At 72.5% G+C, this 22,156-nt stretch carries 17 protein-coding genes; 11 read left to right on the forward strand and 6 right to left on the reverse strand.

Annotated features, from left to right (window positions below; all coding sequences use genetic code 11):
* Positions 1-111 precede the first annotated feature (111 nt).
* Both WD794_08330 and WD794_08335 read left to right on the forward strand, forming a co-directional pair.
* A complete protein-coding gene (locus tag WD794_08330) occupies positions 112-234 on the forward strand; it encodes a hypothetical protein (GenBank protein MEX2290315.1) in 123 nt (40 codons plus the stop codon).
* Between the two features lie 58 nt (positions 235-292).
* Positions 293-847: a Uma2 family endonuclease gene (locus WD794_08335; protein ID MEX2290316.1), complete on the forward strand. Its 555-nt coding sequence runs from the start codon at positions 293-295 to the stop codon at positions 845-847.
* A 189-nt stretch (positions 848-1,036) separates the two neighbouring features.
* Here WD794_08335 and WD794_08340 read toward each other — a convergent pair whose 3' ends face one another.
* The 4 genes from WD794_08340 to WD794_08355 all read right to left on the reverse strand — a co-directional run bounded on the left by WD794_08340 (position 1,037) and on the right by WD794_08355 (position 4,420).
* On the reverse strand, positions 1,037-1,792 hold the full coding sequence (locus tag WD794_08340; GenBank protein ID MEX2290317.1) for a slipin family protein: 756 nt from the start codon (positions 1,790-1,792) through the stop codon (positions 1,037-1,039).
* Positions 1,789-3,156, reverse strand: coding sequence for an NfeD family protein (locus tag WD794_08345; protein ID MEX2290318.1), 1,368 nt, complete (start codon positions 3,154-3,156; stop codon positions 1,789-1,791). Before WD794_08345 ends, WD794_08340 begins: the two co-directional genes overlap by 4 nt.
* Before the next feature lie 384 nt (positions 3,157-3,540).
* Entirely contained in the window at positions 3,541-4,161 is a 621-nt protein-coding gene (locus tag WD794_08350; protein ID MEX2290319.1) for a hypothetical protein, read from the reverse strand.
* 112 nt (positions 4,162-4,273) lie between these two features.
* On the reverse strand, positions 4,274-4,420 hold the full coding sequence (locus tag WD794_08355) for a hypothetical protein (protein ID MEX2290320.1): 147 nt from the start codon (positions 4,418-4,420) through the stop codon (positions 4,274-4,276).
* 269 nt (positions 4,421-4,689) lie between these two features.
* Here WD794_08355 and WD794_08360 point away from each other — a divergent pair, with 269 nt between their 5' ends.
* The 3 genes from WD794_08360 (at position 4,690) to WD794_08370 (ending at position 9,857) form a co-directional block, all read left to right on the forward strand.
* Positions 4,690-5,247: a Uma2 family endonuclease gene (locus tag WD794_08360; protein MEX2290321.1), complete on the forward strand. Its 558-nt coding sequence runs from the start codon at positions 4,690-4,692 to the stop codon at positions 5,245-5,247.
* A gap of 331 nt (positions 5,248-5,578) precedes the next feature.
* On the forward strand, positions 5,579-9,073 hold the full coding sequence (locus WD794_08365; GenBank protein ID MEX2290322.1) for an ABC transporter ATP-binding protein: 3,495 nt from the start codon (positions 5,579-5,581) through the stop codon (positions 9,071-9,073).
* Positions 9,074-9,320: 247 nt separating this feature from the next.
* A complete protein-coding gene (locus WD794_08370; GenBank protein MEX2290323.1) occupies positions 9,321-9,857 on the forward strand; it encodes a Uma2 family endonuclease in 537 nt (178 codons plus the stop codon).
* Positions 9,858-9,952: 95 nt separating this feature from the next.
* On the opposite strand, the gene WD794_08375 is transcribed toward WD794_08370, so the two are convergent.
* Positions 9,953-10,600: a helix-turn-helix domain-containing protein gene (locus WD794_08375; GenBank protein MEX2290324.1), complete on the reverse strand. Its 648-nt coding sequence runs from the start codon at positions 10,598-10,600 to the stop codon at positions 9,953-9,955.
* Positions 10,601-10,658: 58 nt separating this feature from the next.
* Here WD794_08375 and WD794_08380 point away from each other — a divergent pair, with 58 nt between their 5' ends.
* Positions 10,659-11,147, forward strand: coding sequence for a quercetin 2,3-dioxygenase (locus WD794_08380; protein MEX2290325.1), 489 nt, complete (start codon positions 10,659-10,661; stop codon positions 11,145-11,147).
* A 15-nt stretch (positions 11,148-11,162) separates the two neighbouring features.
* On the opposite strand, the gene WD794_08385 is transcribed toward WD794_08380, so the two are convergent.
* The gene (locus WD794_08385; protein ID MEX2290326.1) at positions 11,163-13,286 is read right to left on the reverse strand and encodes a M14 family metallopeptidase; all 2,124 of its coding nucleotides are present in this window, start codon (positions 13,284-13,286) and stop codon (positions 11,163-11,165) included.
* A gap of 172 nt (positions 13,287-13,458) precedes the next feature.
* Between WD794_08385 and WD794_08390 the strand changes: the two genes are divergently transcribed.
* The 5 genes from WD794_08390 (at position 13,459) to cobN (ending at position 22,147) form a co-directional block, all read left to right on the forward strand.
* Entirely contained in the window at positions 13,459-14,220 is a 762-nt protein-coding gene (locus tag WD794_08390) for an SDR family oxidoreductase (GenBank protein ID MEX2290327.1), read from the forward strand.
* A gap of 90 nt (positions 14,221-14,310) precedes the next feature.
* The gene (locus WD794_08395; protein ID MEX2290328.1) at positions 14,311-15,885 is read left to right on the forward strand and encodes an acyl--CoA ligase family protein; all 1,575 of its coding nucleotides are present in this window, start codon (positions 14,311-14,313) and stop codon (positions 15,883-15,885) included.
* Positions 15,886-15,947: 62 nt separating this feature from the next.
* Positions 15,948-17,354, forward strand: a complete 1,407-nt coding sequence (locus WD794_08400) for a TIGR00366 family protein (GenBank protein ID MEX2290329.1) — start codon at positions 15,948-15,950, stop codon at positions 17,352-17,354.
* An 87-nt stretch (positions 17,355-17,441) separates the two neighbouring features.
* The gene (gene cobT, locus WD794_08405) at positions 17,442-18,497 is read left to right on the forward strand and encodes a nicotinate-nucleotide--dimethylbenzimidazole phosphoribosyltransferase (protein MEX2290330.1); all 1,056 of its coding nucleotides are present in this window, start codon (positions 17,442-17,444) and stop codon (positions 18,495-18,497) included.
* 41 nt (positions 18,498-18,538) lie between these two features.
* Positions 18,539-22,147 (forward strand): cobaltochelatase subunit CobN, encoded by a 3,609-nt coding sequence (gene cobN / locus WD794_08410; GenBank protein ID MEX2290331.1) that lies wholly within the window; start codon positions 18,539-18,541, stop codon positions 22,145-22,147.
* The last annotated feature ends 9 nt before the right edge of the window (positions 22,148-22,156 follow it).

Here is a 22,156-nt window from a genome sequence, read left to right on the forward strand (position 1 = left end):
GTTCACAGCCAACCCGGACGCGCTGCTCACGCTGTCCACAATCCACAGGTTCCTCGAGCCACCTGCTGGGGTGGCAGTGCTGAGTGGGAGCCCTGCACATGCGCTGTTTCCGTGAGCGCGGGCATGCTTCCGGAGCGGGGTGACATCGGCAGCTACGACGCCGGCCGAACAGATATCCCGGCGGCGGTGGAGGAGCTGTGGATCGCTGACCGCGTTCCACAGATCGTGCACTGAGGCTGGGAGGCTGGCCCTGCTGCGGTGACGGTGTCACCATGGCCAGATGGGAGACCCCATGTCCGTCGCACCTCTGCGCCGCGCAGGTCCGTGGAGCTTCGACGACCTCGACCAGCTCCCCGATGACGGCTGGCGCTACGAAGTCGTGGATGGCGCCCTGCTCATGACGCCGCCACCGACGGACCACCACCAGGCCGTCAGCCGGCGGCTGTTCCGCCAGCTCGATCGGCAAGCGACGCCGGAGTGGGAGCCGGTCTACGAGGTCGCCTTCCGGGTACGCACCGACGGCCGCGTGCCAGACCTCGCTGTCGTACGGGCCGGGCTCGCGGTCCGCCCGCGACAGGTGGCCTATGCGGCCTCGGACTTCGGGCTGCTGATCGAGATCGTCAGCCCGACCAGTACGGGCATGGACCGGGTGCTCAAGCCCGCGGAGTACGCCGCGGCCGGCGTGCCCTACTACTGGCGGGTCGAGACGGAACCGACCCTCGAGATCGTGGCGTACGAGCTGGTGGACGGCGCCTACCGCGAGACCGGTCGGCTGAGCGCCGGCTCCGGCGGCCTGTCGGCTCCCTACCCGGTCGTCATCGACGTCGCGGAGCTCTCGGGCCCGTAGCGGTCACGTCTCAGGACGTCTTGCTAGGCGTTCCGTCACGTGCGCCCCGCAGTGAACCCGCCGTGCCGCCGTCAGCAACGCGCTCACCTCAGGGATCAACTCGAAGGACGCGATCTGTCTCGAACTCACCCGGCGCACCGGCAAGGCCGACGACCACCGATCGGATGGTCGGGTACGGCGCGTTGACCGTCAGCGCGCCGTCTCCATGAGCCGGAGCAGCTCCATCGGCACCGGGAACACGATCGTCGAGTTCTGCTCGGCGCCGAGCTCGAGCATCGACGCCAGCGTGCGCAGCTGCATCGCCGCGGGGTGCTCCTCGAACACCTGCGCCGCGACACCCAGGTTGGCGGCCGCCTCCTTCTCGCCGAGGGCGTGGATGACCTTGGCCCGGCGGTCGCGCTCCGCCTCCGCCTGCCGCGCCATCGCCCGACGCATGCCCTCCGGGAGGATGACGTCCTTGACCTCCACGATCGTCACCTTGACGCCCCAGGGGTTCGTCACGTCGTCGATGATCTGCTGCAGCCGCTGGTTGATCTCGTCGCGCTTGGTGAGCAGGTCGTCGAGGCTGGTCTGGCCCAGGATGCTGCGCAGCGTCGTCTGGGCGACCTGTTGCGTGCCGAAGCGGTAGTCGTCGATGGCCATCACCGACCGGATCGCGTCCACGACGTTGAAGTAGGCCACCGCGTTCACGTGGACCGTGACGTTGTCCTGCGTGATGACGTCCTGCGGGGGGATGTCGTAGGTCTGCGTCCGGAGGTTGACCCGCACCAGCTGGTCGACGATCGGAATGATCATGATGAAGCCGGGCCCCTTGAGCGGCTGGATCCGCCCGAGCCGGAAGATGACCCCGCGCTCGTACTCCGGCAGGATCTTGATGGCGGCCGAGAGCACGACCGCGACCAGGAGCACGACCAGCCCGATGCCGATGAGTGTGCTGTCGTTCATGTCTGCTGCTCCTTTGCCTGCAGGGGATCCACCACGAGCACGAGCTCGTCCAGCTCCCGCACCCGCACGTCGTCGCCGACCGCGAGTGGGGGCCCGGTACTGCGGACCGTCCACCACGCGCCCTCCGCGAACGCGCGCCCGGTTCCGCCGTCTGGGTCCACCGAGCGCACCGTCAGGGTCTGGCCGGTGAGCAGGTCCGCGCTGCTGCTCGCCGCGGGCTGCCGCCGCGTGCGCACCACCAGCCGACCGGCCAGGACTGCCGCCGCGGCGGCGAGCACGGCGGTCGGCAGAACGGCCATCAGGTCGACCGAGACCCCCTCGGCGTCGTCGAACAGGAACATCGCCGCCAGGACGAGCACCACCGCCCCGCCGAACGCGAAGCCGCCCACCCCCGGCGCGAAGAGCTCGGCCACGAGCAGGGCGGCCGCCACCGCGAGCAGCAGGAGCCCGACGACATTCACCGGAAGCACCGACAGGCTGAACAGCGCGAGCAGCAAGGCGATCGCGCCGGTGGCGCCGGCCACGCCAACTCCTGGGGACGCCAGCTCGTAGATCAGGCCCAGCGTGCCGAGGGTCAACAGCAGGAAGGCGATGTTCGGGTCGGCCAGCGCCTGCAGGATCCGGCGGATCGTTCCCATGTCGTGCCGGACCACCTCCGCGCCGGCGGTGCGCACCGTCACCTCCTGCTGCGGAGCGACCGTGGTCCGCAGCCCGTCCGCCGTCGCCAGTGCGACCTCGAGCGACGGCGCGACCGCATCCACGATCTCCAGCTCGACGGCCTGCTCGACGGCCAGGGAGCGTCCGTCGCGGACCATGTCGACGGCGGCGTCCGCGTTCCGTCCACGCAGCTGGGCCAGTGCCTCGGCCTGCGCCGCGATGTCGTTGACGATCTTGTCGGAGACCTCCTCGCCCTCCATGCCGACGGGCGTCGCCGCACCGATCGAGGTCCCGGGCGCCATCACGGCGACGTGCGCCGACAGCGTGATGATCGCCCCCGCCGAGGCGGCCCGAGCACCCTGCGGGCTGACATAGACGACGACGGGGATCGGGCTGGCCAGCACGTCCTCCACGATGTTCCGCGTCGAGGTGACCAGCCCTCCTGGGGTGTCGAGCTCGAGAACGTAGGCGTCGAAGCCGTCGCTGCTCGCCCGCGCGAGGCCGCTGTGGACCTGGTCAGCCACCACCGGGGTGATCGCCGTCCGCACCTCGGTCACGAGCACGCGCGGTCCGGGGGAGGGCTCCTCGCCGCCGGCCACCGCGGGCGTGCCGAGCAACGCGCACAGGGCGGTGAGCAGGGCACTGACCACGAGTGCGCGGCGGGCTCCGGGGGCGTCCCGGCAGGATCGGGCGGAGGTCGACGTCATCCACCTGGGCCGGACACCACGGTATCGGCATACCTCTGGCCGCTGCTCCGGGTCGGTCCAGGCAGTCATCGCGCACCTCGTGAGGTTCCCCTGATTCACGGTACGGGAAGAGGGACCGCCGAACCAGGCCGTGGCGGCATCGGCGTGGACATCGACGCGCCCCGTCGTCCACGCCGGGCGCGGCGAGTCGACGACGGGCTCCGGCTGGTGCTGAGCCTGGGTCGAGGTGTCGCTTGCGGCCTACACCGTCAGGTCACACGCGGTCGCGCAGCTCGGTCGTCGCCTCGAACGCCATGTCGTAGTCGTTGTCGCACGTCGCACACCGCCATGCCGTTCTCCTCTCGGCTGTGCCTTGCTGGAGTCGATCGTGTCGCGCACGCCGCTTCAGATCCGCTCGGGGACGCGCAGATGTGCCAGCGCCAACTCCATCTCCGCGACGTCGTGGATCTCGGCCGCGATTCTCCGCGTCGCCTCCTCCCGCAGCCGCCTGGCTTCCGATCGGCTGCGCTCCATCGCCTCGCGGCTCTCGTAGGTCACGGCGGAGGTGGCGCGGCCGGTCTCGCGGTTGATCAGCAGGCTGGCGCTGCAGAAGCCCGGGATCATCTCGAGCTGCGGGAACAGCGTCGAGCGGAAGACATCCACCTGGTGGTCGATCTCGTGGCGGTGGACCTTCAACCAGGTGACCCGTGAGCACGCTCCGGCTCCGGAGATGCTCTCGCGGTGGAGCAGCGCGATCTCCCACTCCTCCACCTCCGCCGCCCCGCCGAGCTGCTCGGCCGCCCGATCCCTGAGATCCGTGACCTGGTCCCGCGAGCGGATCAGTGCCCGCTCGCTGTCCCAGGCGCTGGTGACGATGGACGTTCCGTATGCGCGGTCGACCAGCATCGACAGCCCGACCCCGCCCTCCATCTCCTGCAGGACAGGCATCACCGCGTCCCGCACCATGGCGATCGCGTCGTCCAATGCCTCGGCATCGCCGCGAACTGTGGTGGACCTGGCGTACACGGCCCCCACTCCCTCCGGTCCGGGGCGGCACTCCGGTGGCGCCGCCAACGGGTACAGACTGCTCCTCGGCGGCGGGACGGGCAATCCCCATGGGTTGCGGCGACCGCCCGGGTCACCGGGTGGCAGGGGGCTTGCGCGGCGGCACGATCGACGTCGACGTCGGCGGCGGCTGGTGCGCTGCGTGCTTCAGAGCCCGCTTCTGCTTCATCGTCTTGCCGGGCTTCTTGCTCTCGTGACCAGGGCGCGACTTGGCGTGCATGACCCGCTCCTTCCCCTGCTCACCGGCCGGCGTGCCGGTCCGACGTCCTCACCCTTTACCTTCCTCCTCGGTCACAGCCGGCGCAACGGCCAGCGCGCGTGACAGCTCCGCCAGCACTCGCACGAACGCCTCCCGCGGCGCTGCTTCTGCTGGAGCTCGACGGGTGCCTCGTGCTGGTCTGAGCTGTCCACAGCCTGCTGGCAGACCTTCCGCGGCTGACGTCGCCACGCTGACAGTGGCAGCATGGGCTGCGGCCGAGGAGGCGCGCGATGGACACGACCCAACTCGAGCACGCTGGCGCCTGGCGCTTCGACCAGCTCGACGGGCTGCCCGACGACGGCCGCCGTTACGAGGTGGTCGACGGGCTGCTCGTCGTGAGCCCGCCGCCCACCGGCTGGCACCAGCTCGTCGTCGGCGAGCTGCTGGTGCAGCTGGCGAGGCAGTGCCCGCCGCAGTGGCGCGTGCTGCACGAGCTGGGGCTGCAGCTCGGTACCGATGGACGGGTGCCCGACCTTGCGGTTCTCGACGCCGCCGCGCCGTTGCACACGCCCTTCTTCGCGCCGCAGCACTTCGGGCTGGTCGTGGAGGTCGTCAGCCCGTCCAGTTGCAAGACCGACCGCTTCGCCAAGCCGGGGGAGTACGCCGAAGCCGGGATCCCGCTGTTCTGGCGCGTGGAGACCGACCCCCGCGTCGTGCTGGTGGCCTACGCCCTGTCGGCTGCGTCGTACGAGCAGGTGGCCGTCATCACCGACGCCGGACAGGTGCCCACCCCCTGGGGCGACGCGCACATCGACCTGAGCGGCCTGCGCCCTGGCTCTTCCTCGTAGGTGGCGTGAACGCCCGCCGTTACTGGACGTGCGGCCGGAGGAGCTGGCGGCGCTGGTCGCCAGTGGCTGGGTGAAGACGGGCACGAGCTCGCACGCTGGCCCCGCCTCTCTGGTGGTCGCGGACGCTCGACTGGGTCATGGGTGACGTCCTACATCGGAGATGCCCCTGCGCGTACCGGCGAATGCGGGTCGGCTCCTGGAGAGCCTCGAGCAGGCCCACCGCAGCACGGCGTGAGGAGCACGAGCTGTCGGAGTCGTGAGAGTCGTCTTCTGCGGGCCAGGCGAAACCCAGGCGACCGACGGCGCAAGGCCCCGTACGGTCGGGGCCGCCATGACCCTCCTCGAGCGCGACGCCGCCGCACCGACGGCGCAGCGGGAGCTCCCGCCGGCGCGCCAGGTGGGGCTCGCCCGCCTGCGCAGCGTGCCGACGGCGTGGGCGCTCGGCGCCGCCGGCGTCGCCGCGCTCGGCCAGACCGGCGGAACCGTCATCGCCGGACGGCTGGCCGAGTCGCCGACGGCGATGCTCGTCGCCGTGCTCGCGCTCGCGGTGGTGGGCGCTGCGCTGCTGGACACCGCGGCACGCGCGGTCTGGTGGTCGGCCGTCGACCGGGCGGAGGGCCGGCTGCGGGGCGACCTGCTGGAGGCGGCGCTGCAGCAGCCGCTGTCTGTGCTGTCCGAGCAGGCCGTCGGCGAGGTGCTCGACCGGGTGGACGACGACACCCACGAGCTCGGCAACCTGCTGCGCCGCATCGGCTGGGACCTCGTGCGCACGCTGCTGCGCGCCGGGCCGATGTGGGTGATCGCCGGTGTGACGTGGTGGCCGGCCTGGCTGCTCTTCCCGCTCGCCGGCGGCGTGACGGTCCTCGTCGTCCGGCCGCTGACGGCCGAGGTGGCCGAGCGCAAGCTCGCCGAGGAGATCGCCTGGACCGAGCAGGCCGCTGCGATGGAGGAGGGGGTGGCGGCCCGCGACGACGTCCGCTCCTCGCTGGGGCAGCCGTTCGTGCTCCGCCGCTGTGCGGAGCTGTCCGCCGAGGTGCATCGGCGGGTCGCCGCGACCACCCGCACGGCCAGCCGCATCGCCCGCCGGGCCGGGCTGCTGCTGCACGGGCTGCTCGCCCTCACCGCCTGCGCCGGCGTCCTGCTCGTGATCGGCGGCCGCCTCACGACGGCCGAGCTGGTCACGCTGTTCCTGGTCACCACGATGTTCGTCGGCAACCTCGACCAGATCAGCCGGCACCTGCCCGAGCTGCAGGCGGGGCTCGGGGCGCTCACCCGCATCCGCATGCTGCTGGCCGCCGAGCCGGAGCCGACCGGCGGCGAGCCGGTCCCCGCCGGCGCGCTGGACGTCGTGATCGACGGACTCCGGTTCTCCTACGCCGAGGGCGCCTTCGCGCTGCGCGACGTCGACCTGCAGCTGCCGGCTGGGCAGACCCTGGCGCTGGTCGGCCGTACCGGCTCCGGCAAGTCGACACTGGCCGCGCTCGTCTCGCGCGCGGTCGAGCCGCCGTGCGGCGCGATCCGGATCGGCGGAGTCGACGTCCGCGACCTCGACCTGCAGTCTCTGCGAGCAGCCGTCGGCGTCGTCGCCCAGCGCACCGACGTGCTGGCCGGGACACTGCTGGACAACCTCACGCTGTTCGCCGACGTGCCGCGCGCCGACGTCGTCGCGGCCGTCGCGGAGCTCGGGCTGGACGAGTGGGTCGCCGGCCTTCCGGACGGGCTGGACACCCTGCTGGGGCCGGGCGGCGCGACGCTTTCGGCGGGGGAGGAGCAGCTGGTCGCGTTCGCCCGGCTGCTGGTCCGCGACGTGCAGCTGGTGGTGCTCGACGAGGCGACGGCGCGGATGGACCCGGTGACCGAGTCGCGGGTCGTATGCGCCTCCGACCGGCTGCTCGCCGGCCGCACCGGAATCGTCATCGCGCACCGGCTGAGCACGACGGCGCGCGCCGACCGGGTCGCCGTGCTCGACGGCGGCCGGGTGGTGCAGAGCGGCCCGCGGGCACGGCTCGCCGGGGAGCCGGGTGCCTTCCGCGACCTGCTGACCGCTGCCGGCCAGGGGGTGGAGCTCGAGACGCCGGCCGGTCCGCCGACCGTCGGCACCGCCCGACGGGCCGGCACCGCGCGCGCCGCGCAGCAGGTGGCCAGCGGGCCGAGCCTGACCCGGCACACGCTGGCCATGCTGCGGATGCACCCGCAGTGGGGACTCGCCGGTGGCCTGCTCTTCCTGCTCGGTTCGGTGGTCGGCGCCTACGGCGCCGTCACCGGCTACGTCTGGGGAAGCGTCGTCGAGCAGCTTCAGCGGGGTGAGCGGCCGTTCCTGCAGACGGCCATTCTGACCCTCTCGCTGCTGGCCGCGCCGGTCCTGCTGGCACTCGCGTTCCGCGTCTACCCGCAGTGGTGGATCGCCGTGCTGCTCAGGGTGCGGCTCGCGGTGCTGCGCGGCCAGACGATGCAGCACCGGCTGCCGCGGACGCCGCCGGGGGAGGTCGTCGGCCGCGCGCTCGACGCCGACCGCTTCGTCCGTTACGCCGACCGCTGGGTCGACCTGCTCAACGGCCTCGCGGTCGTCGTCTTCACCGGGCTGATCGCCCGGAGCGTCCTCGCCGGCGCCGTGCGGCTGGCCGTGATGGTGCTGGCCGCGGCGTCGCCGGCCGCCGGGTCGCCGGCGGCCGGGCGCTCCGCCATGGCGTCCTCCACCGCGCGGGCACGGTTCGGCCGGTCGCTGGTGTCCGCGCTCGAGTCCGCGCGGACCGTCAAGCTCGCGGCCGCCACGCCGTACGTGCACCGGCACCTGAGCCGCGTCGACCGGGGCCGCGTGGACGCCGCGGTGAAGGAGCACCGGGTGCAGGCGCTGCTGGACGGGCTGCCGATCGTGCTCGTGCAGTGCGGTGTCGTCGCCGGCTGGCTGGTGTTCCTGCTCGGCAGCTGGGGCCTGTCGACGGCGCTGCTGGTCACCACCGCCGTCAGCGGCTTCGACTGGTTCGGCCGGGTCGCCGGCGCGGTCATCACCGAGGCGCCCGGCACCCGGGCGTGGGCCGCGGAGACGTCCCGCCTGGCCGGCGGTGTCAACCTCGTGGCGCTGCCACCTGCCGTCGACCTGGTGCGCGGGACTGCTCCGCTGCCGGAGGCGCCGCCGTACGAGCCGCTCGAGCGGCTGGAGCTGCAGGACCTGACCGCGGTCCACGACGACGGCACCCTCGGCGTGCAGGCGGTCTCGCTGGCCGTGGAGCGCGGCGAGCTGGTGCTGCTGCTCGGTCGGACCGGGTCGGGCAAGTCGAGCCTGCTGGCGGCGCTCGCGGGGCTGGTCGACCACACCGGCAGCCTGCGGTGGAACGGCCGAGAGGTCGGCGACCCGCAGCGCTTCCTGCGCCCGGGACAGGTGGCGTACGTCGCGCAGGTGCCGCGGGTGCTGTCCGGCTCGTTCGCCGGCAACCTGGCGCTCGACCACGCGCGCGACCCGCGGCTGGCGGTCGAGGACGCGCGGCTGGGTCGCGACGTCGCCGAGGCCGGCGGGCTGGAGGCGATCGTCGGGCACCGCGGCGTGCGGCTGTCCGGTGGGCAGGTGCAGCGCCTGGCGCTGGCCCGCGCCCTCGCCACCGGCGCGGAGCTGGTGCTCGCCGACGACGTGTCGAGCGCGCTGGACGCACGCACCGAGGTCGAGCTGTGGCAGGCGCTGCGCGCACGCGGCACCACGGTGCTCGGCTCGACCTCCAAGCGGGCGGCCCTGCGTGCCGCGGACCGGGTGGTCGTGTTGGAGGCCGGGCACGTCGTGGCGGCGGGGCCGTGGTCGGAGTTGGCTCCGAACTGGGACCACCTGGCCGGTTAGGAAAATCCTGAAGAAGGGGTTGATCTCGGGCCGCCTGGAGGCGGTCATGTCGCTTGGTGAAGGTCAGACGGAATTTCTCTGCTTCGACGCCGAACTGCGGCAGTCCGCGGCCCGAGACGGGTTCCTGCGGGCGGCTCGAGTCTCGCGGCGTCCACAGAATCCGGCCGACGGTACCTGCACGTGGCGAGACGGAGCGACCCTTTGCGTCTGCTGGACCGCGCGACCTCGAACGGGGAAGATGTGACTCATGCGTGTTCTGCCACGTGACCACCCGTGGACCGTGGCCGACCTCGAGCTGCTGCCCGACGACGGGCTGCGCTACGAGCTCGTCGACGGCACGCTGCTCGTGAGCGCGGCCCCGAGCAAGCAGCACCAGCGCGTGATCGGGAACCTGCACCTGCTGCTGCGTGCAGCCTGTCCCGCGGAGCTGGAGGTCTTCCTCGCGCCGACCGATTACCAGCCGACCTCGACGCGCTCACTGCAGCCGGATCTGCTGGTGGTCCGGCGCGATGACCCGGGAGCCAAGGCGGTGACCGGCCCGTTGGCGCTGGCCATCGAGGTGCTGTCGCCCTCCAGCCGCAGCGTCGACCTGGTCCTGAAGCGCGAGCTCTACGAGCAGGCCGGCGTGGGCTGCTACTGGGCGGTGGACCCGGACGAGCTCACGCTGCGCGCCTGGAGGCTCCAGCAGGGGCGCCTGGTCGAGCAGCCGGTCCAGCTGGACGGCGCCACCGATGTACCAGGGCCGTTCTTGGTCCGCTTCGTCGGCGGCGATCTCGCACGTTGACGTTCCCGCTGGGAACGTCACGTCCGGCGCACGAGTGTTCACCCGCCTGTTCGCCCGCGAGCCCGGCACCGACCTGATCGACAGACCCGTCCGGGTCAGGGGTGGGCGGCCGGGAGCAGCTGCTCGCACATCGTGGTGCCGAGCCACTGCCGGTACCGCTGGTGCGACCAACGGCGCCCGTGGACGAGCCGGCGGTAGTGCTGACTGGAGGCCAACAGCCAGAGCAGGTCGCGGCTGGTGTCCCGGTCGTGCCGCAGCGGTCCCTTGCCGAGGAGGTCGTCGACGACGACGGTCACCCCGGCATGGCGCTGTGTCTCGTTCGCCTGCCACAGGTCCCGCAGGTCCCGGTGGGCTCCGGCGGTTTGGTGCAGCACCTCCTCCAGCTGGGCGTACCGCTTCGCGATCTGCGCGACGCCGTCGGCGTACCTGCCAAGGACGCCGGCCGGCTCCGGGTCGGCCAGCAGTGCGACGAACCAGGCGCGCTCCCGGACCGGCACGGGCTCGTCGTCCCCGGCCAGAGCGCGGTCGCGTAGCTGTGCGAGCAGCGCGGTCTTGGTGCCGAGGGAGAACACGGTGGGACGGGACACCCCCGCCTGCGTGGCGATCTGGTCGACCGAGGTCAGGGCGAAGCCCTGCGCGACGAACAGCTCTTCGGCCGCTGCCAGCACGGCCTCCCGGGTGGCCCGCGCGGAGGCTTCGCGGACCGGCGACCGGTACGCGCGTCGGCTGTTGACAGCATCCATGAGATGAGCATACTCACCGTACATCGAACGTACTAGCAGTATGACGAAAGGGATGAGCATGACGGAACTGAGCGGCTATCACCTCGGCGATGGCGAAGGGGCGGCGTGGTGGTTCCTGGACACCTTGATGACGGTGAAGGCGGGATCGGCCGAGACGGGCGGCGCCTTCACGCTCATCGACTGCCGGGCCCCGGCCGGGTTCGGGCCACCGCTGCACGTGCACCACGGCGAGGACGAGGGTTTCTACATCCTGGACGGGCAGCTGGACGTGCAGTGCGGCAAGCAGAGGTGGACCGCGGGCGAGGGCGCGTTCGTCCTGCTGCCGCGTGGAGTGCCGCACGCCTTCGCCGTCACGGGTGGTCGAGACTGCCGACTGCTGCAGATCACCTCCCCGGCACAGTTCGACAATTTCGTGGCCGAGGCGGGTCGACCAGCGACGTCGCTGACGCTGCCCGAGCCGTCGGCACCCGACGTGCCGACCTTCGCGGCCGTCGCGGCCAGGTACGGCAACGAGCTGGTCGGCCCGCCGCTGACGGTGACCTCATGACGTGCGCTGCTCAGGTCACCGCTTGCCGCACACGCCCCTGAGCTTCTGCTGCTGTCCGCGCTCGACCGTCACGAGCGAGCGGCTCCGCTCGACGCCACCGACCTCACAGATCAGCGTCCACTGCTCGACGAGGCCGGTCGTGACCTCGGTCTTCGCGGCGCCGAACTGGGCGACGTCGACCTGGTAGGTCGGCGTGGCGGAGGCGAAGTTGATCACCCGGGCGACGTAGCTGCCGGGGCTGACGTCCTCGAGGAACACCTGCTCCTTGGCGAAGACGAAGCCGCCGGAGCTGCCGACCTTGTGCAGCTCGCCGTCCTTCTTGCGGTAGACCTCGAGGTCCATGTCGTCCGGCGTCGGCCAGGTCAGGTCCACCTGGACCGCCTGCACCCCGGAGTCGGTGACCTCGAACTCGTGGTCCACGTGCCCGACGATCGGCACGGTCGGGCCGCCCGCGAAGCTCTCGGTGTGGAGGGGATCGTCCAGCACCTGCAGGCGCCTGGCCATCACCGCGGGACGGGTCGAGGGGTTGACGTGCCACTCGAACCGCCCGTCCCGACCGACCTTCAGCATGGTCTCCAGCCGGTCGAGCAGGGCCTGCCGGGGACCGGTGGATCCTGTCGGGCTCACCACCGGCGAGGTCAGGGTGGGGAACTCCTTGACCAGGCGCAGCGTGGCACCTGCCGGGGCCTTGCCCGCGAGCACGCTGTGCAGAGCGGGATCGGCGGTGGCCGCCAGTGCCTCGAAGTACGCCTCGCGGTTGCCCATGTCGACGAAGTCACCGGCCCCGCGGTCCTCGCCCTCGGTCCCGCCCACGTAGTGCTGCACGACGCGTTCGTACGGCGGGTGGAACTCCTCGCCGATCTCGAACGTGAAGCCGAGGCCGCCGGTGGCGTAGTAGCTCCAGTCCTCGGTCGTGCCGGTGGTGTCGTAGAGCGCGTACGAGGGCTGGTTGACGTAGCCGTTGTGCCGTGACATCCGCGCGCCGAGCGCTTCGTAGACCTTCTCATCCGGCGGCGCGCCCTGTGCGCGCACCCCCGGCGGGCGCAGCACCAGGTTGCTGAAGGTGTGGTTGGTGATCATCGTGGTCACCTGGCGGGTCGACATCAGGTGCTGGATGTTGCGGGTCTCGGGCTCGGAGAACGGGCCCTCTCCGCGGTAGGTCGCGCCCGCCGGCTGCGCGTCGGCGCCCGGGCCGCCCCACAGTCCGCCGTAGTTGCGGTTGAGGTCGACGCCGTTGCCGAAGCCGCCCTGCGAGACCGACAGCGGGCAGGTGCCCTGCGGGATGCTCGTCACGCCGTCCGCCGGCCGGCAGTTCTTGCGCTTGTACGCCGCGCCGGGGGTGCCGAGGATCGACACGGTGCCGCCGTCGTCCACGGCCCGCAGGTCGATCACGCTGCCCCCGGTGAAGGAGTCGTGGAAGCCGTCGGCGTTGACGACCGGTACGACGACGACGCGGGTCCGCCGCAGCAGGTCCGTCGTCCGCTTGTCGCTGCCGTAGCCCTGCACCAGGTCGTAGGCGAACTCGAGGGCGTGCTCACCCGACGGCCATTCCCGCGCGTGGTGCAGGCCCATCAGCAGGAAGACCGGCTTGCCGTCCTGCGCCGCGACCTGCTCGGTGATCTCGATGCCGTGAACGGTGCGGCCCTCGATGGTCTCGTGTGGCAGCTCGAGCGGCTTGACCAGAGTCGGGTAGGTCTTCGCCAGGTCGGCCATCTCCTGCTCGTAGTCCGCGAGTGAGCGGTATCCGGTGCGGCCGCTCGGCAGCTCCGAGGTGGCGACGCGGGCGGCGTAGGCGGCGTCGAGGCGGGCGCGCTCGCGGCCGCGGTCGGCCAGGTCGGCGATCTCGACGGCGAAGTCGAGCCCGGCCTCGCGCAGCACCTGTGCGTCGGCGGCGCCGTGCAGCACCACCTCCACGAAGTCCTCGCCGGCGTGTTCGGTGAGGTCGAGCCCGAGGGTGAGCAGCCGGTCCTTGTCGGCGCGGCTCGGGGTGTCGACGCGGACGAGGCTGACCGTGTCGACGGCCGATGCGGTCGGGGCCGCTCCGGTGGCGGCGTGGGTGGCGGGGACGGCGAGCGCGCCGGCGGCGAGCGCGAACCCCAGCAGCAGTGCCCTGCGGCGCGTGGCCCTGGTGGGTGACATGGCAGTCCTTCCGGCGGCGGGTAGACAGAGATTCGTCGCCGAACGGCAGAGTCCTGCTGCTCGTTGCCGACTTCCAGGTCTGTTCCCCACCGGCGGTTCGCGCGCCGCGCCGGAGGGGCAGGCACGTCCTGACCCCGCGTCCGAGGGGCCTTCGCGCAAGGAGAGCTGCTGCATGAGCGTGCTGGACATGTTCCGACTCGACGGCAAGGTGGCGATCGTCACCGGCGCCTCGTCCGGCCTGGGCGGCGCCTTCGCGCGGGCCCTCGCCGTCTGGGGCGCCGACGTCGCGCTCGGCGCCCGCCGGGTCGATCGGCTGCAGGAGACCCGCGCCATGGTCGAGTCACTGGGTCGCCGCGCCCTCGCCGTGCAGACCGACGTGGCCGACCCGCAGGACTGCCGGCGGCTGGTCGACGAGACGGTCCGGGAGCTCGGCCGTGTCGACGTGCTGGTCAACAACGCCGGCGTCGGCACGGCGGTGCCGGCGACTCGCGAGAGCGTCGAGCAGTTCCGCTCGGTGATCGACGTCAACCTCAACGGCTGCTACTGGATGGCGCAGGCGTGCGGCCGCGTGATGCAGCCGGGCAGCAGCATCGTCAACATCAGCAGCATCCTCGGGCTGACCACGGCAGGGCTGCCGCAGGCGGCCTACGCGGCGAGCAAGGCCGGACTGATCGGCCTCACCCGCGACCTGGCCCAGCAGTGGACCGGTCGCAGGGGGATCCGGGTCAACGCGCTCGCTCCCGGGTTCTTCACCTCGGAGATGACCGACCAGTACGCGGAGGGCTACCTGGAGGCCATGTCCAGCCGGATGGTCGCGGGGCGTACCGGTGACGAGCGTGAGTTGGCGGCGGCGCTGGTCTTCCTCGCCAGCTCCGCCGGCGGCTACGTGACCGGGCAGACGCTGGCGGTCGACGGCGGCGTCACCATCACCTGACCCGGCGGGCCGGGCGCCCCTGTGACGCAGGTCACAGCAGCGTCTGATAGTCCTCTGGTGTGTCCGGATCCGACCACGTCGGGAGAGAGCATGGCAGTGACGTCCTTCGAGCCGCTCGACCCGGTGTCCTTCCTCCGGCGCTCGGAACACGTGTACGGCGACCGGCTGGCCGTGGTGGACGGCGACCGCCGCCTGACCTACGCGGAGTTCGGCGACCGCTGCTGGCGGTTCGCCGGCGCCCTGGACCGGCTCGGGGTCGTGCCGGGCGACCGTGTCGCGGTGCTCGCGCCGAACGTCGGCGTCATGCTCGAGGCCCACTACGGCGTACCGGCCTCGCGTGCGGTGCTCGTCGCGATGAACACCCGGCTGGCAGACCGCGAGCTCGCGTACGTCATCGAGCACGCGGAGGCGAAGGTTCTCGTCTACGACCACGACTTCGCCGAGACCGCGCACAAGATCGCTGCCGCAGTGCCTTTCGACGTCCGGCTCGTGCAGGCCGGCGGCGCCGACGACGAGTACGAGCAGCTGCTGGCCGAGGCGACGCCGCTCTGCCGGCCGCTCGAGGACGAGACCTCGCTGCTGTCCCTGAACTACACCAGCGGGACGACCGGGCGGCCGAAAGGCGTGATGTATCACCCGCGCGGCGCCTACCTGCAGGCCCTCGCGATGGCCTACCACCTGCAGCTCACCGCGGACACGGTGTCGCTGTGGACGCTGCCGATGTTCCACTGCAACGGCTGGTGCTTCCCCTGGGCGGTCACCGCCGCGGGTGGGGTGCACGTCTGCCTGCGCAAGGTGGAGCCCGGCGAGATCTGGCGGCTGATCCGCGAGGAGGGCGTCAACCACTTCAACGGTGCGCCCACCGTCCTGCTGTCGGTCGCCTACGACCCGGCTGCGGAGGGCGGCGCCCCGCACCGGCTCATCGTCGGCACGGGCGGAGCCCCGCCCTCGCCGGCCATCCTGGGCCGGTTGGCCGATCTGCAGATCGACGTCACGCACCTCTACGGGCTCACCGAGACCTTCGGCCCCGCCGTGATCTGCGACTGGCGTCCCGAGTGGCGCACCCTCCCGCTCGAGGAGCAGGCCCGGATCAAGTCCCGCCAGGGGGTGGGGAACGCCGTCGGCCAGCAGTTGCGCGTCCTGGTCGACGGCGTCGACGTCCCCCGCGACGGGACGACCCTCGGCGAGCTGGCCCTGCGCGGCAACAACGTGATGCTCGGCTACTACCGGGACGAGGAGGGCACCGCCCGGGCGACACCGGACGGCTGGTTCCGGACGGGCGACCTCGGCGTGCTGCACCCGGACGGCTACGTCGAGATCCGCGACCGCAGCAAGGACGTCATCGTCTCGGGCGGGGAGAACATCACCTCGATCGAGGTGGAGCAGGCGCTCGCCGAGCACCCGGCGGTCCTGGACGCCGCGGTCGTGGCCATGCCCGACGAGAAATGGGGCGAGCGACCGGCCGCGTTCGTCACCCTCAAGCCGGGTGCGCAGGCCACCGCGGAGGAGCTCGTCCACCATCTCCGTGAGCGGCTGGCCCGCTTCAAGGCACCGGCCCCGGAGGCCATCTTCTTCGGTCCGCTGCCCAAGAACTCCACCGGCAAGACGCAGAAGTTCGTGCTGCGCGAGCGGTTGTGGGCCGGGGAGGACAAGCGCGTGAAGTAAGGCCGCACGGCACGACCGCTGTCCCGGTCGCGCACTGGAATCCCGTCCTGGAGGTCATCCCGATGCTCCGCACGATCACCCGTCCCCTGGTGACGCTCGTCGAGCGCTACATGCCCAGCTCGCTGGTCTTCGCTGCGGTGCTGACCTTCGTCGTCGCCGGCCTCGCCCTCGGTCTCACCGACGCGGGACCCGTCGAGGTCGTCCGGGCCTGGGGGGACGGCCTGTCCGGCCTGCTGGCCTTCATGACCCAGATCGCGCTGGTGCTCATCTTCGGCTACACGCTGGCGCACACCCCTCCGGTGCACCGGGTGCTGGTCCGGGTCGCGTCGCTGCCGCGCACGCCCCGGGCGGCGTACGCCTTCGTCACCGTGGTCACCGGTATCGCCTCGCTGATCAGCTGGGGCCTCGGACTGATCGTCGGCGGAATTCTCGCCCTCGAGGTCGGCCGGAGCGCCCGGCGGCGGGGCATCCGATTGCACTACCCGCTGCTCGTCGCCGCGGCCTACTCCGGCTTCGTCGTCTGGCACATGGGCTACTCCGGCTCAGGACCGCTGGCCGCCGCGACAGAGGGCAGCTTCTTCGCCGAGGAGTTCGGTGTCGTGCCGGTCACCGAGACGACCTTCGCGAGCTGGAACATCCTCGCGACGATCGTGACGCTGCTGGCGGTCGCCGGTGCCATGGTGCTGCTGGTCCCACGGGCAGGCGATCCGGTCACCGAGCTGCCGCCGGACGCGGACGACGAGGCCGAGGCGGCGGCACCCGCCCCCGAGGCGACGACGGGGGCCGCCGCCGGCGCGGTCGCCACAGCGGACCCGACCACCGGGACGGCGCCGGCCCGCACCGTCGCGGACCGGATCGACGGTGCCCGCAGCGTCACGCTGATCGTCGGGCTCGCCCTCTGCGGCTACCTCGTGGTGTATTTCGCCCAGGAGGGGTTCAACCTCACGCTGGACATCGTCAACTGGACGTTCCTCGCTGCCATCCTGCTCATCGTCCGCTCGCCCCGTGAGCTCGGTGTCCTGGTCACCGACGCCGGGCGCACCGTCGGCGAGGTCCTCATCCAGTACCCGCTCTACGCCGGCATCCTGGGCATGACCACCACCACCGGGCTGGCCGCGGTGATGAGCGAGTTCTTCGCCGCCATCGCCACCCCCGCGACGCTCGGCTTCTTCGCCTTTCTGGCGGCGGGGCTGCTCAACATGTTCGTCCCCTCCGGCGGCGGCCAGTTCGCCGTGCAGGCGCCCATCTTCATGGGCAGCGCCGAGTCGCTCGGCGTGGACGCGGCGCCGATCATCATGGCCATCTCGTACGGCGACCAGTGGACCAACATGATCCAGCCGTTCTGGACGCTGCCCCTGCTCGCGGTCGCCCGGCTCGGGGTCCGCGACATCCTCGGCTACACCTTCGTCACGCTGGTGGTCAGCGGCATCGTCTTCGGCGGCACGCTGCTCCTCGTCGGCGCCGGCTGAGCGACCCGGGTCGGGGCGGCCGCCCGCCGCCCCAGCGACCGGTGGCATCCTGACGCGCCGCCCGTACGCACGACCCCAGGAGCCCCCGTGATCGACGCCACCCTCGCCGAGCTGCGCCCGCTGGACCGGCAGGCGATGGCCGACGCCGAGCAGCACCAGGCGCGGTTGACCAAGCCACGCGGCTCGCTCGGCGTCCTCGAGGACGTCGCGATCCAGCTCGCCGGCCTGGCCGGTCTGGACCCGCCGCCGCTGCCGGCGCCCGCGGCCGTCGCCGTCTTCGCCGCCGACCACGGCGTGCATGCCCAGGGGGTGACGCCGTGGCCGCAGGAGGTCACCGCCCAGATGGTCGGCAACTTCCTGGCCGGCGGCGCGGTGGTGAACGCGCTGGCCGCGCAGACCGGCGCGCAGGTGTGCGTCGTCGACGTCGGCGTCGCGGGCGACCTCCCGGCGCACCCGGCCCTACGTGCCCGCAAGGTGGCCGCCGGCACCGCCGACCTGACCACCGGGCCCGCCATGACGCGCGCGCAGGCCGTCGCGGCGGTCGAGGTGGGCATCACCGTCGCCCGCGAGCTGGTCGCGGAAGGAGCCCGCTGCCTGCTCACCGGCGACATGGGCATCGCCAACACCACCGCCTCCGCCGCGCTGATCGCCGCGATGCTGGATCTGGACCCGGCCGAGGTGACCGGTCGCGGGACCGGCGTCGACGACGCGACGCTCGCCGTCAAGATCGACGTCGTACGGCGCGCGCTCGCGCTGCACGCCCCGGACCCGGCCGACCCGCTCGGCGTCCTCGCCGCCGTCGGCGGGCTGGAGCACGCCGCGCTCGTGGGTTTCCTGCTCGGCGCGTCGGCACTGCGGGTGCCGGTCGTCCTGGACGGTGTCATCGCCGGGTCCGCCGCCCTCGTCGCCGCCGCGCTGCACCCCGACGCGCTGGTCGCCGCGCTGGCCGGCCACCGCTCCGCCGAGCCCGGCCACGCCCGGGCACTGGAGGCGCTGCGGCTACGACCGCTGATCGACCTCGACCTGCGGCTCGGTGAGGGCTCCGGCGCCGTGCTGGCGCTCCCGCTGGTGCAGGCGGCGGCCCGGGTGCTGCGCGACGTCGCCACCTTCGACAGCGCCGGGGTGGCGGACAAGGCCAGCTGACCGTCGCCGGCCCCGGACCTCCGGTGGGCCAGACTGTCCCGGTGACGCTCCTGCTCCTGTCCACCGCCGACACCGACCTGCTCGCCGCCCGGGCGGTAGCCGACCCGGCGCTCGAGCTGCGGCTGGCCAACCCGTCCCGGGTCGAGGACCCGGTCGCCCTGCTCGACGGCGTGCACGTGGTCGTCGTGCGGCTGCTCGGCGGGCGCCGGGCGTGGGAATCCTTCGACGCGCTGCGCAGCGCCTGCGTCGAGCGGCGGATCCCGCTAATCGCCGTCGGCGGCGAGGGCGCCCTGGACGCCGAGCTGGCCGACGCCTCGACGGTGCCGGCCGGTGTCGTCGCGGATGCCGCGGCCTACCTGCGCGAGGGCGGCAGCGCCAACCTGCGGGAGCTGGCGGCGTTCCTGTCCGACACCGTGCTGCTCACCGGTGTCGGGTTCGCCCCGCCGATGGCTCTGCCGGCGTACGGCCTGCGGGGCGGGCGCGACGTCGACGCCTCGCGCCCGACGATCGGTGTCGTCTTCTACCGCGCACACGAGCTGTCCGGCAACACCTCCTTCGTCGACGTGCTGTGCGACGCGATCGAGTCGGCCGGTGCCAACGCCCGGCCGGTCTACGTCGGGTCGCTGCGGCCGGACGGCGAGGGGCGGCTGCCCGTGGTCGACGAGCTGCTGTCCGACGTCGACGCGCTCGTGGTGACCGTGCTGGCCAGTGGCGGCTCCGACGCCAGCGACAGCGAGGGCTGGGATGCCACCGCGCTCGGCCGGCTGGACGTACCGGTGCTGCAGGCGCTGTGCCTGACCAGCAGCCGGGCCGACTGGGACGCCTCCGACGCCGGCGCCGCCCCGATCGACGCGGCGATGCAGGTCGCGATCCCCGAGTTCGACGGCCGGCTGATCACGGTGCCGTTCTCCTTCAAGGAGACGGGGGAGGACGGCGTGCCCGCCTACGTCGCCGACCCGGAGCGGGCGTCGCGCGTGGCGGGCATCGCGGTCGCGCACGCCCGGCTGCGGCACCTGCCGAACGCCGAGAAGAAGATCGCGCTGGTGCTGTCGTCCTACCCGACCAAGCACTCACGCGTGGGCAACGCCGTCGGGCTCGACACGCCGGCCAGCGCGGTCCGGCTACTGCAGGAGATGCGCGAGGCCGGCTACGACGTCGGCGGTCCTGCCGGCGGCGGACCAGGTTGTCTTCCCGAGGACGGCGACACGCTGGTCCACACGCTGATCGCCGCCGGCGGCCACGACGTGGAGTGGCTGACCGAGGAGCAGCTGCAGGCGGCCGTCGCGCGGGTGCCGCTGGCCGACTACCAGCGGTGGTTCGCCACCCTTCCGGCGGAGCTGCAGGAGTCGATGGTCGAGCACTGGGGGAGCCCGCCCGGGTCGCTCTACGTCGACGGCGACGAGATCGTCCTCGCCGCGCTGCAGTACGGCAACGTCGTGCTGGCGATCCAGCCGCCGCGGGGCTTCGGCGAGAACCCGATCGCGATCTACCACGACCCGGACCTGCCGCCGTCGCACCACTACCTGGCCGCCTACCGCTGGCTGGCACAGCCCGAGTCCGCGGGTGGCTTCGGTGCGCACGCCGTGGTCCACCTCGGCAAGCACGGCACGCTCGAGTGGCTGCCCGGCAAGGGCCTCGGGCTGTCCGCCGGCTGCGCCCCGGACGCGGTGCTCGGCGACCTGCCGCTGCTCTACCCGTTCATCGTCAACGACCCCGGCGAGGGCACCCAGGCCAAGCGCCGCGCGCACGCCACCGTCGTCGACCACCTCGTGCCGCCGATGGCGCGGGCCGAGTCCTACGACGAGATGGCCCAGCTCGAGCAGCTGCTCGACGAGTACGCGCAGGTGCAGGCGATGGACCCGGCCAAGCTGCCGACCATCCGCGGGCAGATCTGGGACCTCGTCACCGCCGCGCAGCTGCACCACGACCTGCACGTGTCGGAGACGCCGAGCGAGGAGGAGTTCGACGACTTCCTGCTGCACGTCGACGGCTACCTCTGCGAGGTCAAGGACGTCCTGATCCGCGACGGGCTGCACATCCTCGGGCAGGCGCCGGTGGAGCTGCCGCGGGTCGACCTGGTGCTGGGGATCCTGCGCGCTCAGCAGACCTGGGGCGGCCAGGCCGGCTCGCTGCCCGGGCTGCGCCGCGCGCTGGGCGCGGCCTACGACCTGTCGGAGGACGACCGGGTGCAGGCCGACCGGCTGGAGTCGATGGCGCGCGAGCTGGTCCTCGCGGTGGACGAGGCGCAGTGGTCGGCCGAGGCCGTGGACGGCGTGGTCGAGGGCGTGCTCGACCGGGCGGTTCCTGACGTCAACGCCGTGCTGCGCTTCGCCTGCCAGGAGGTCGTCCCGCGGCTGGCCCGCACGACCGACGAGCTGGGCAACCTGCTGCACGGCCTGTCCGGGGGCTTCGTGCCGGCCGGCCCTTCGGGCTCGCCGACCCGGGGGCTGGTGGGCGTACTCCCGACAGGTCGCAACTTCTACTCCGTCGACCCCAAGGCGATCCCGTCTCAGAACGCCTGGGCCGTCGGCGTGGCGCTCGGTGACTCGCTGCTGAGTCGCTATCTCGCCGACCACGGCGAGTACCCCGCCTCCGTCGGGCTCGTCGTCTGGGGCACCAGCGCGATGCGCACGGCCGGCGACGACATCGCCGAGGTCCTGTGGCTGCTCGGCGTCACACCGGTGTGGGACAGGGCCTCCCGCCGGGTCACGGACCTGGAGGTGGTCCCGCTCGAGGAGCTGGGCCGGCCGCGGGTCGACGTCACGCTGCGGATCAGCGGCTTCTTCCGCGACGCCTTCCCGCACGTCGTCGAGATGCTCGACGACGCGGTGCGGATGGTGGCCGCGCTCGACGAGCCGGCGGAGTCCAACTTCCTGCGCGCGCACGTCCAGGCCGACCTGGCCGAGGGCACCGACGAGCGCCGCGCGACCGCGCGCATCTTCGGCAGCAAGCCCGGGGCGTACGGCGCGGGTCTCCTCCCGCTCATCGACAGCCGCGACTGGAAGACCGACGCCGACCTGGCCGAGGTCTACGCCGTCTGGGGCGGCTACGCCTACGGCAAGGGGCTGGACGGCGCGCCGGCCCGCCGGGACATGGAGCGCGTCTACACCCGGATGCGCGTGGCGGCCAAGAACCAGGACACCCGCGAGCACGACATCGTCGACAGCGACGACTACTTCCAGTACCACGGCGGCATGGTCGCGGCGGTCCGCGCGCTGACGGGCGAGTCGCCGGAGGCCTACGTCGGCGACAGCGCGGTGCCGGACACGGTGAAGACCCGCACCCTGCAGGAGGAGACGCACCGCGCCTTCCGCGCCCGGGTCGTGAACCCCAAGTGGATCTCGGCGATGCAGCGGCACGGCTACAAGGGCGCCTTCGAGCTCGCGGCCACCGTCGACTACCTGTTCGGCTACGACGCCACCGCCGGCGTCGTCGACGACTGGATGTACGAGAAGCTCGCCTCGGCCTACGTCTTCGACGAGACCAACCGGGCGTTCATGCAGAAGTCGAACCCGTGGGCCCTGCGCGGCATCAGCGAGCGGCTGCTCGAGGCGGCCGACCGCGGGCTGTGGGAGCAGCCGTCGCAGGAGACGCTGGACGGGCTGAGGCGTGTCTACCTCGAGCTCGAGGGGGACCTCGAGGGGGGATAGCCACCGGCT

This window comes from Mycobacteriales bacterium (assembly GCA_040902655.1).
Classification (GTDB): Bacteria; Actinomycetota; Actinomycetes; order Mycobacteriales; family SCTD01; genus SCTD01.

What these genes read in the sequence shown, in the direction of transcription:
- WD794_08385 (MEX2290326.1), bottom strand. Translation starts at nt 13,286, where the DNA reads ATGTCACCCACCAGGGCCACGCGCCGCAGGGCACTGCTGCTGGGGTTC.
- WD794_08400 (MEX2290329.1), top strand. Translation starts at nt 15,948, where the DNA reads ATGCTCCGCACGATCACCCGTCCCCTGGTGACGCTCGTCGAGCGCTAC.
- WD794_08395 (MEX2290328.1), top strand. Translation starts at nt 14,311, where the DNA reads ATGGCAGTGACGTCCTTCGAGCCGCTCGACCCGGTGTCCTTCCTCCGG.
- WD794_08370 (MEX2290323.1), top strand. Translation starts at nt 9,321, where the DNA reads ATGCGTGTTCTGCCACGTGACCACCCGTGGACCGTGGCCGACCTCGAG.
- WD794_08390 (MEX2290327.1), top strand. Translation starts at nt 13,459, where the DNA reads ATGAGCGTGCTGGACATGTTCCGACTCGACGGCAAGGTGGCGATCGTC.
- WD794_08340 (MEX2290317.1), bottom strand. Translation starts at nt 1,792, where the DNA reads ATGAACGACAGCACACTCATCGGCATCGGGCTGGTCGTGCTCCTGGTC.
- WD794_08345 (MEX2290318.1), bottom strand. Translation starts at nt 3,156, where the DNA reads ATGACGTCGACCTCCGCCCGATCCTGCCGGGACGCCCCCGGAGCCCGC.
- WD794_08365 (MEX2290322.1), top strand. Translation starts at nt 5,579, where the DNA reads ATGACCCTCCTCGAGCGCGACGCCGCCGCACCGACGGCGCAGCGGGAG.
- WD794_08360 (MEX2290321.1), top strand. Translation starts at nt 4,690, where the DNA reads ATGGACACGACCCAACTCGAGCACGCTGGCGCCTGGCGCTTCGACCAG.
- WD794_08380 (MEX2290325.1), top strand. Translation starts at nt 10,659, where the DNA reads ATGACGGAACTGAGCGGCTATCACCTCGGCGATGGCGAAGGGGCGGCG.
- WD794_08335 (MEX2290316.1), top strand. Translation starts at nt 293, where the DNA reads ATGTCCGTCGCACCTCTGCGCCGCGCAGGTCCGTGGAGCTTCGACGAC.
- WD794_08375 (MEX2290324.1), bottom strand. Translation starts at nt 10,600, where the DNA reads ATGGATGCTGTCAACAGCCGACGCGCGTACCGGTCGCCGGTCCGCGAA.
- WD794_08355 (MEX2290320.1), bottom strand. Translation starts at nt 4,420, where the DNA reads ATGCACGCCAAGTCGCGCCCTGGTCACGAGAGCAAGAAGCCCGGCAAG.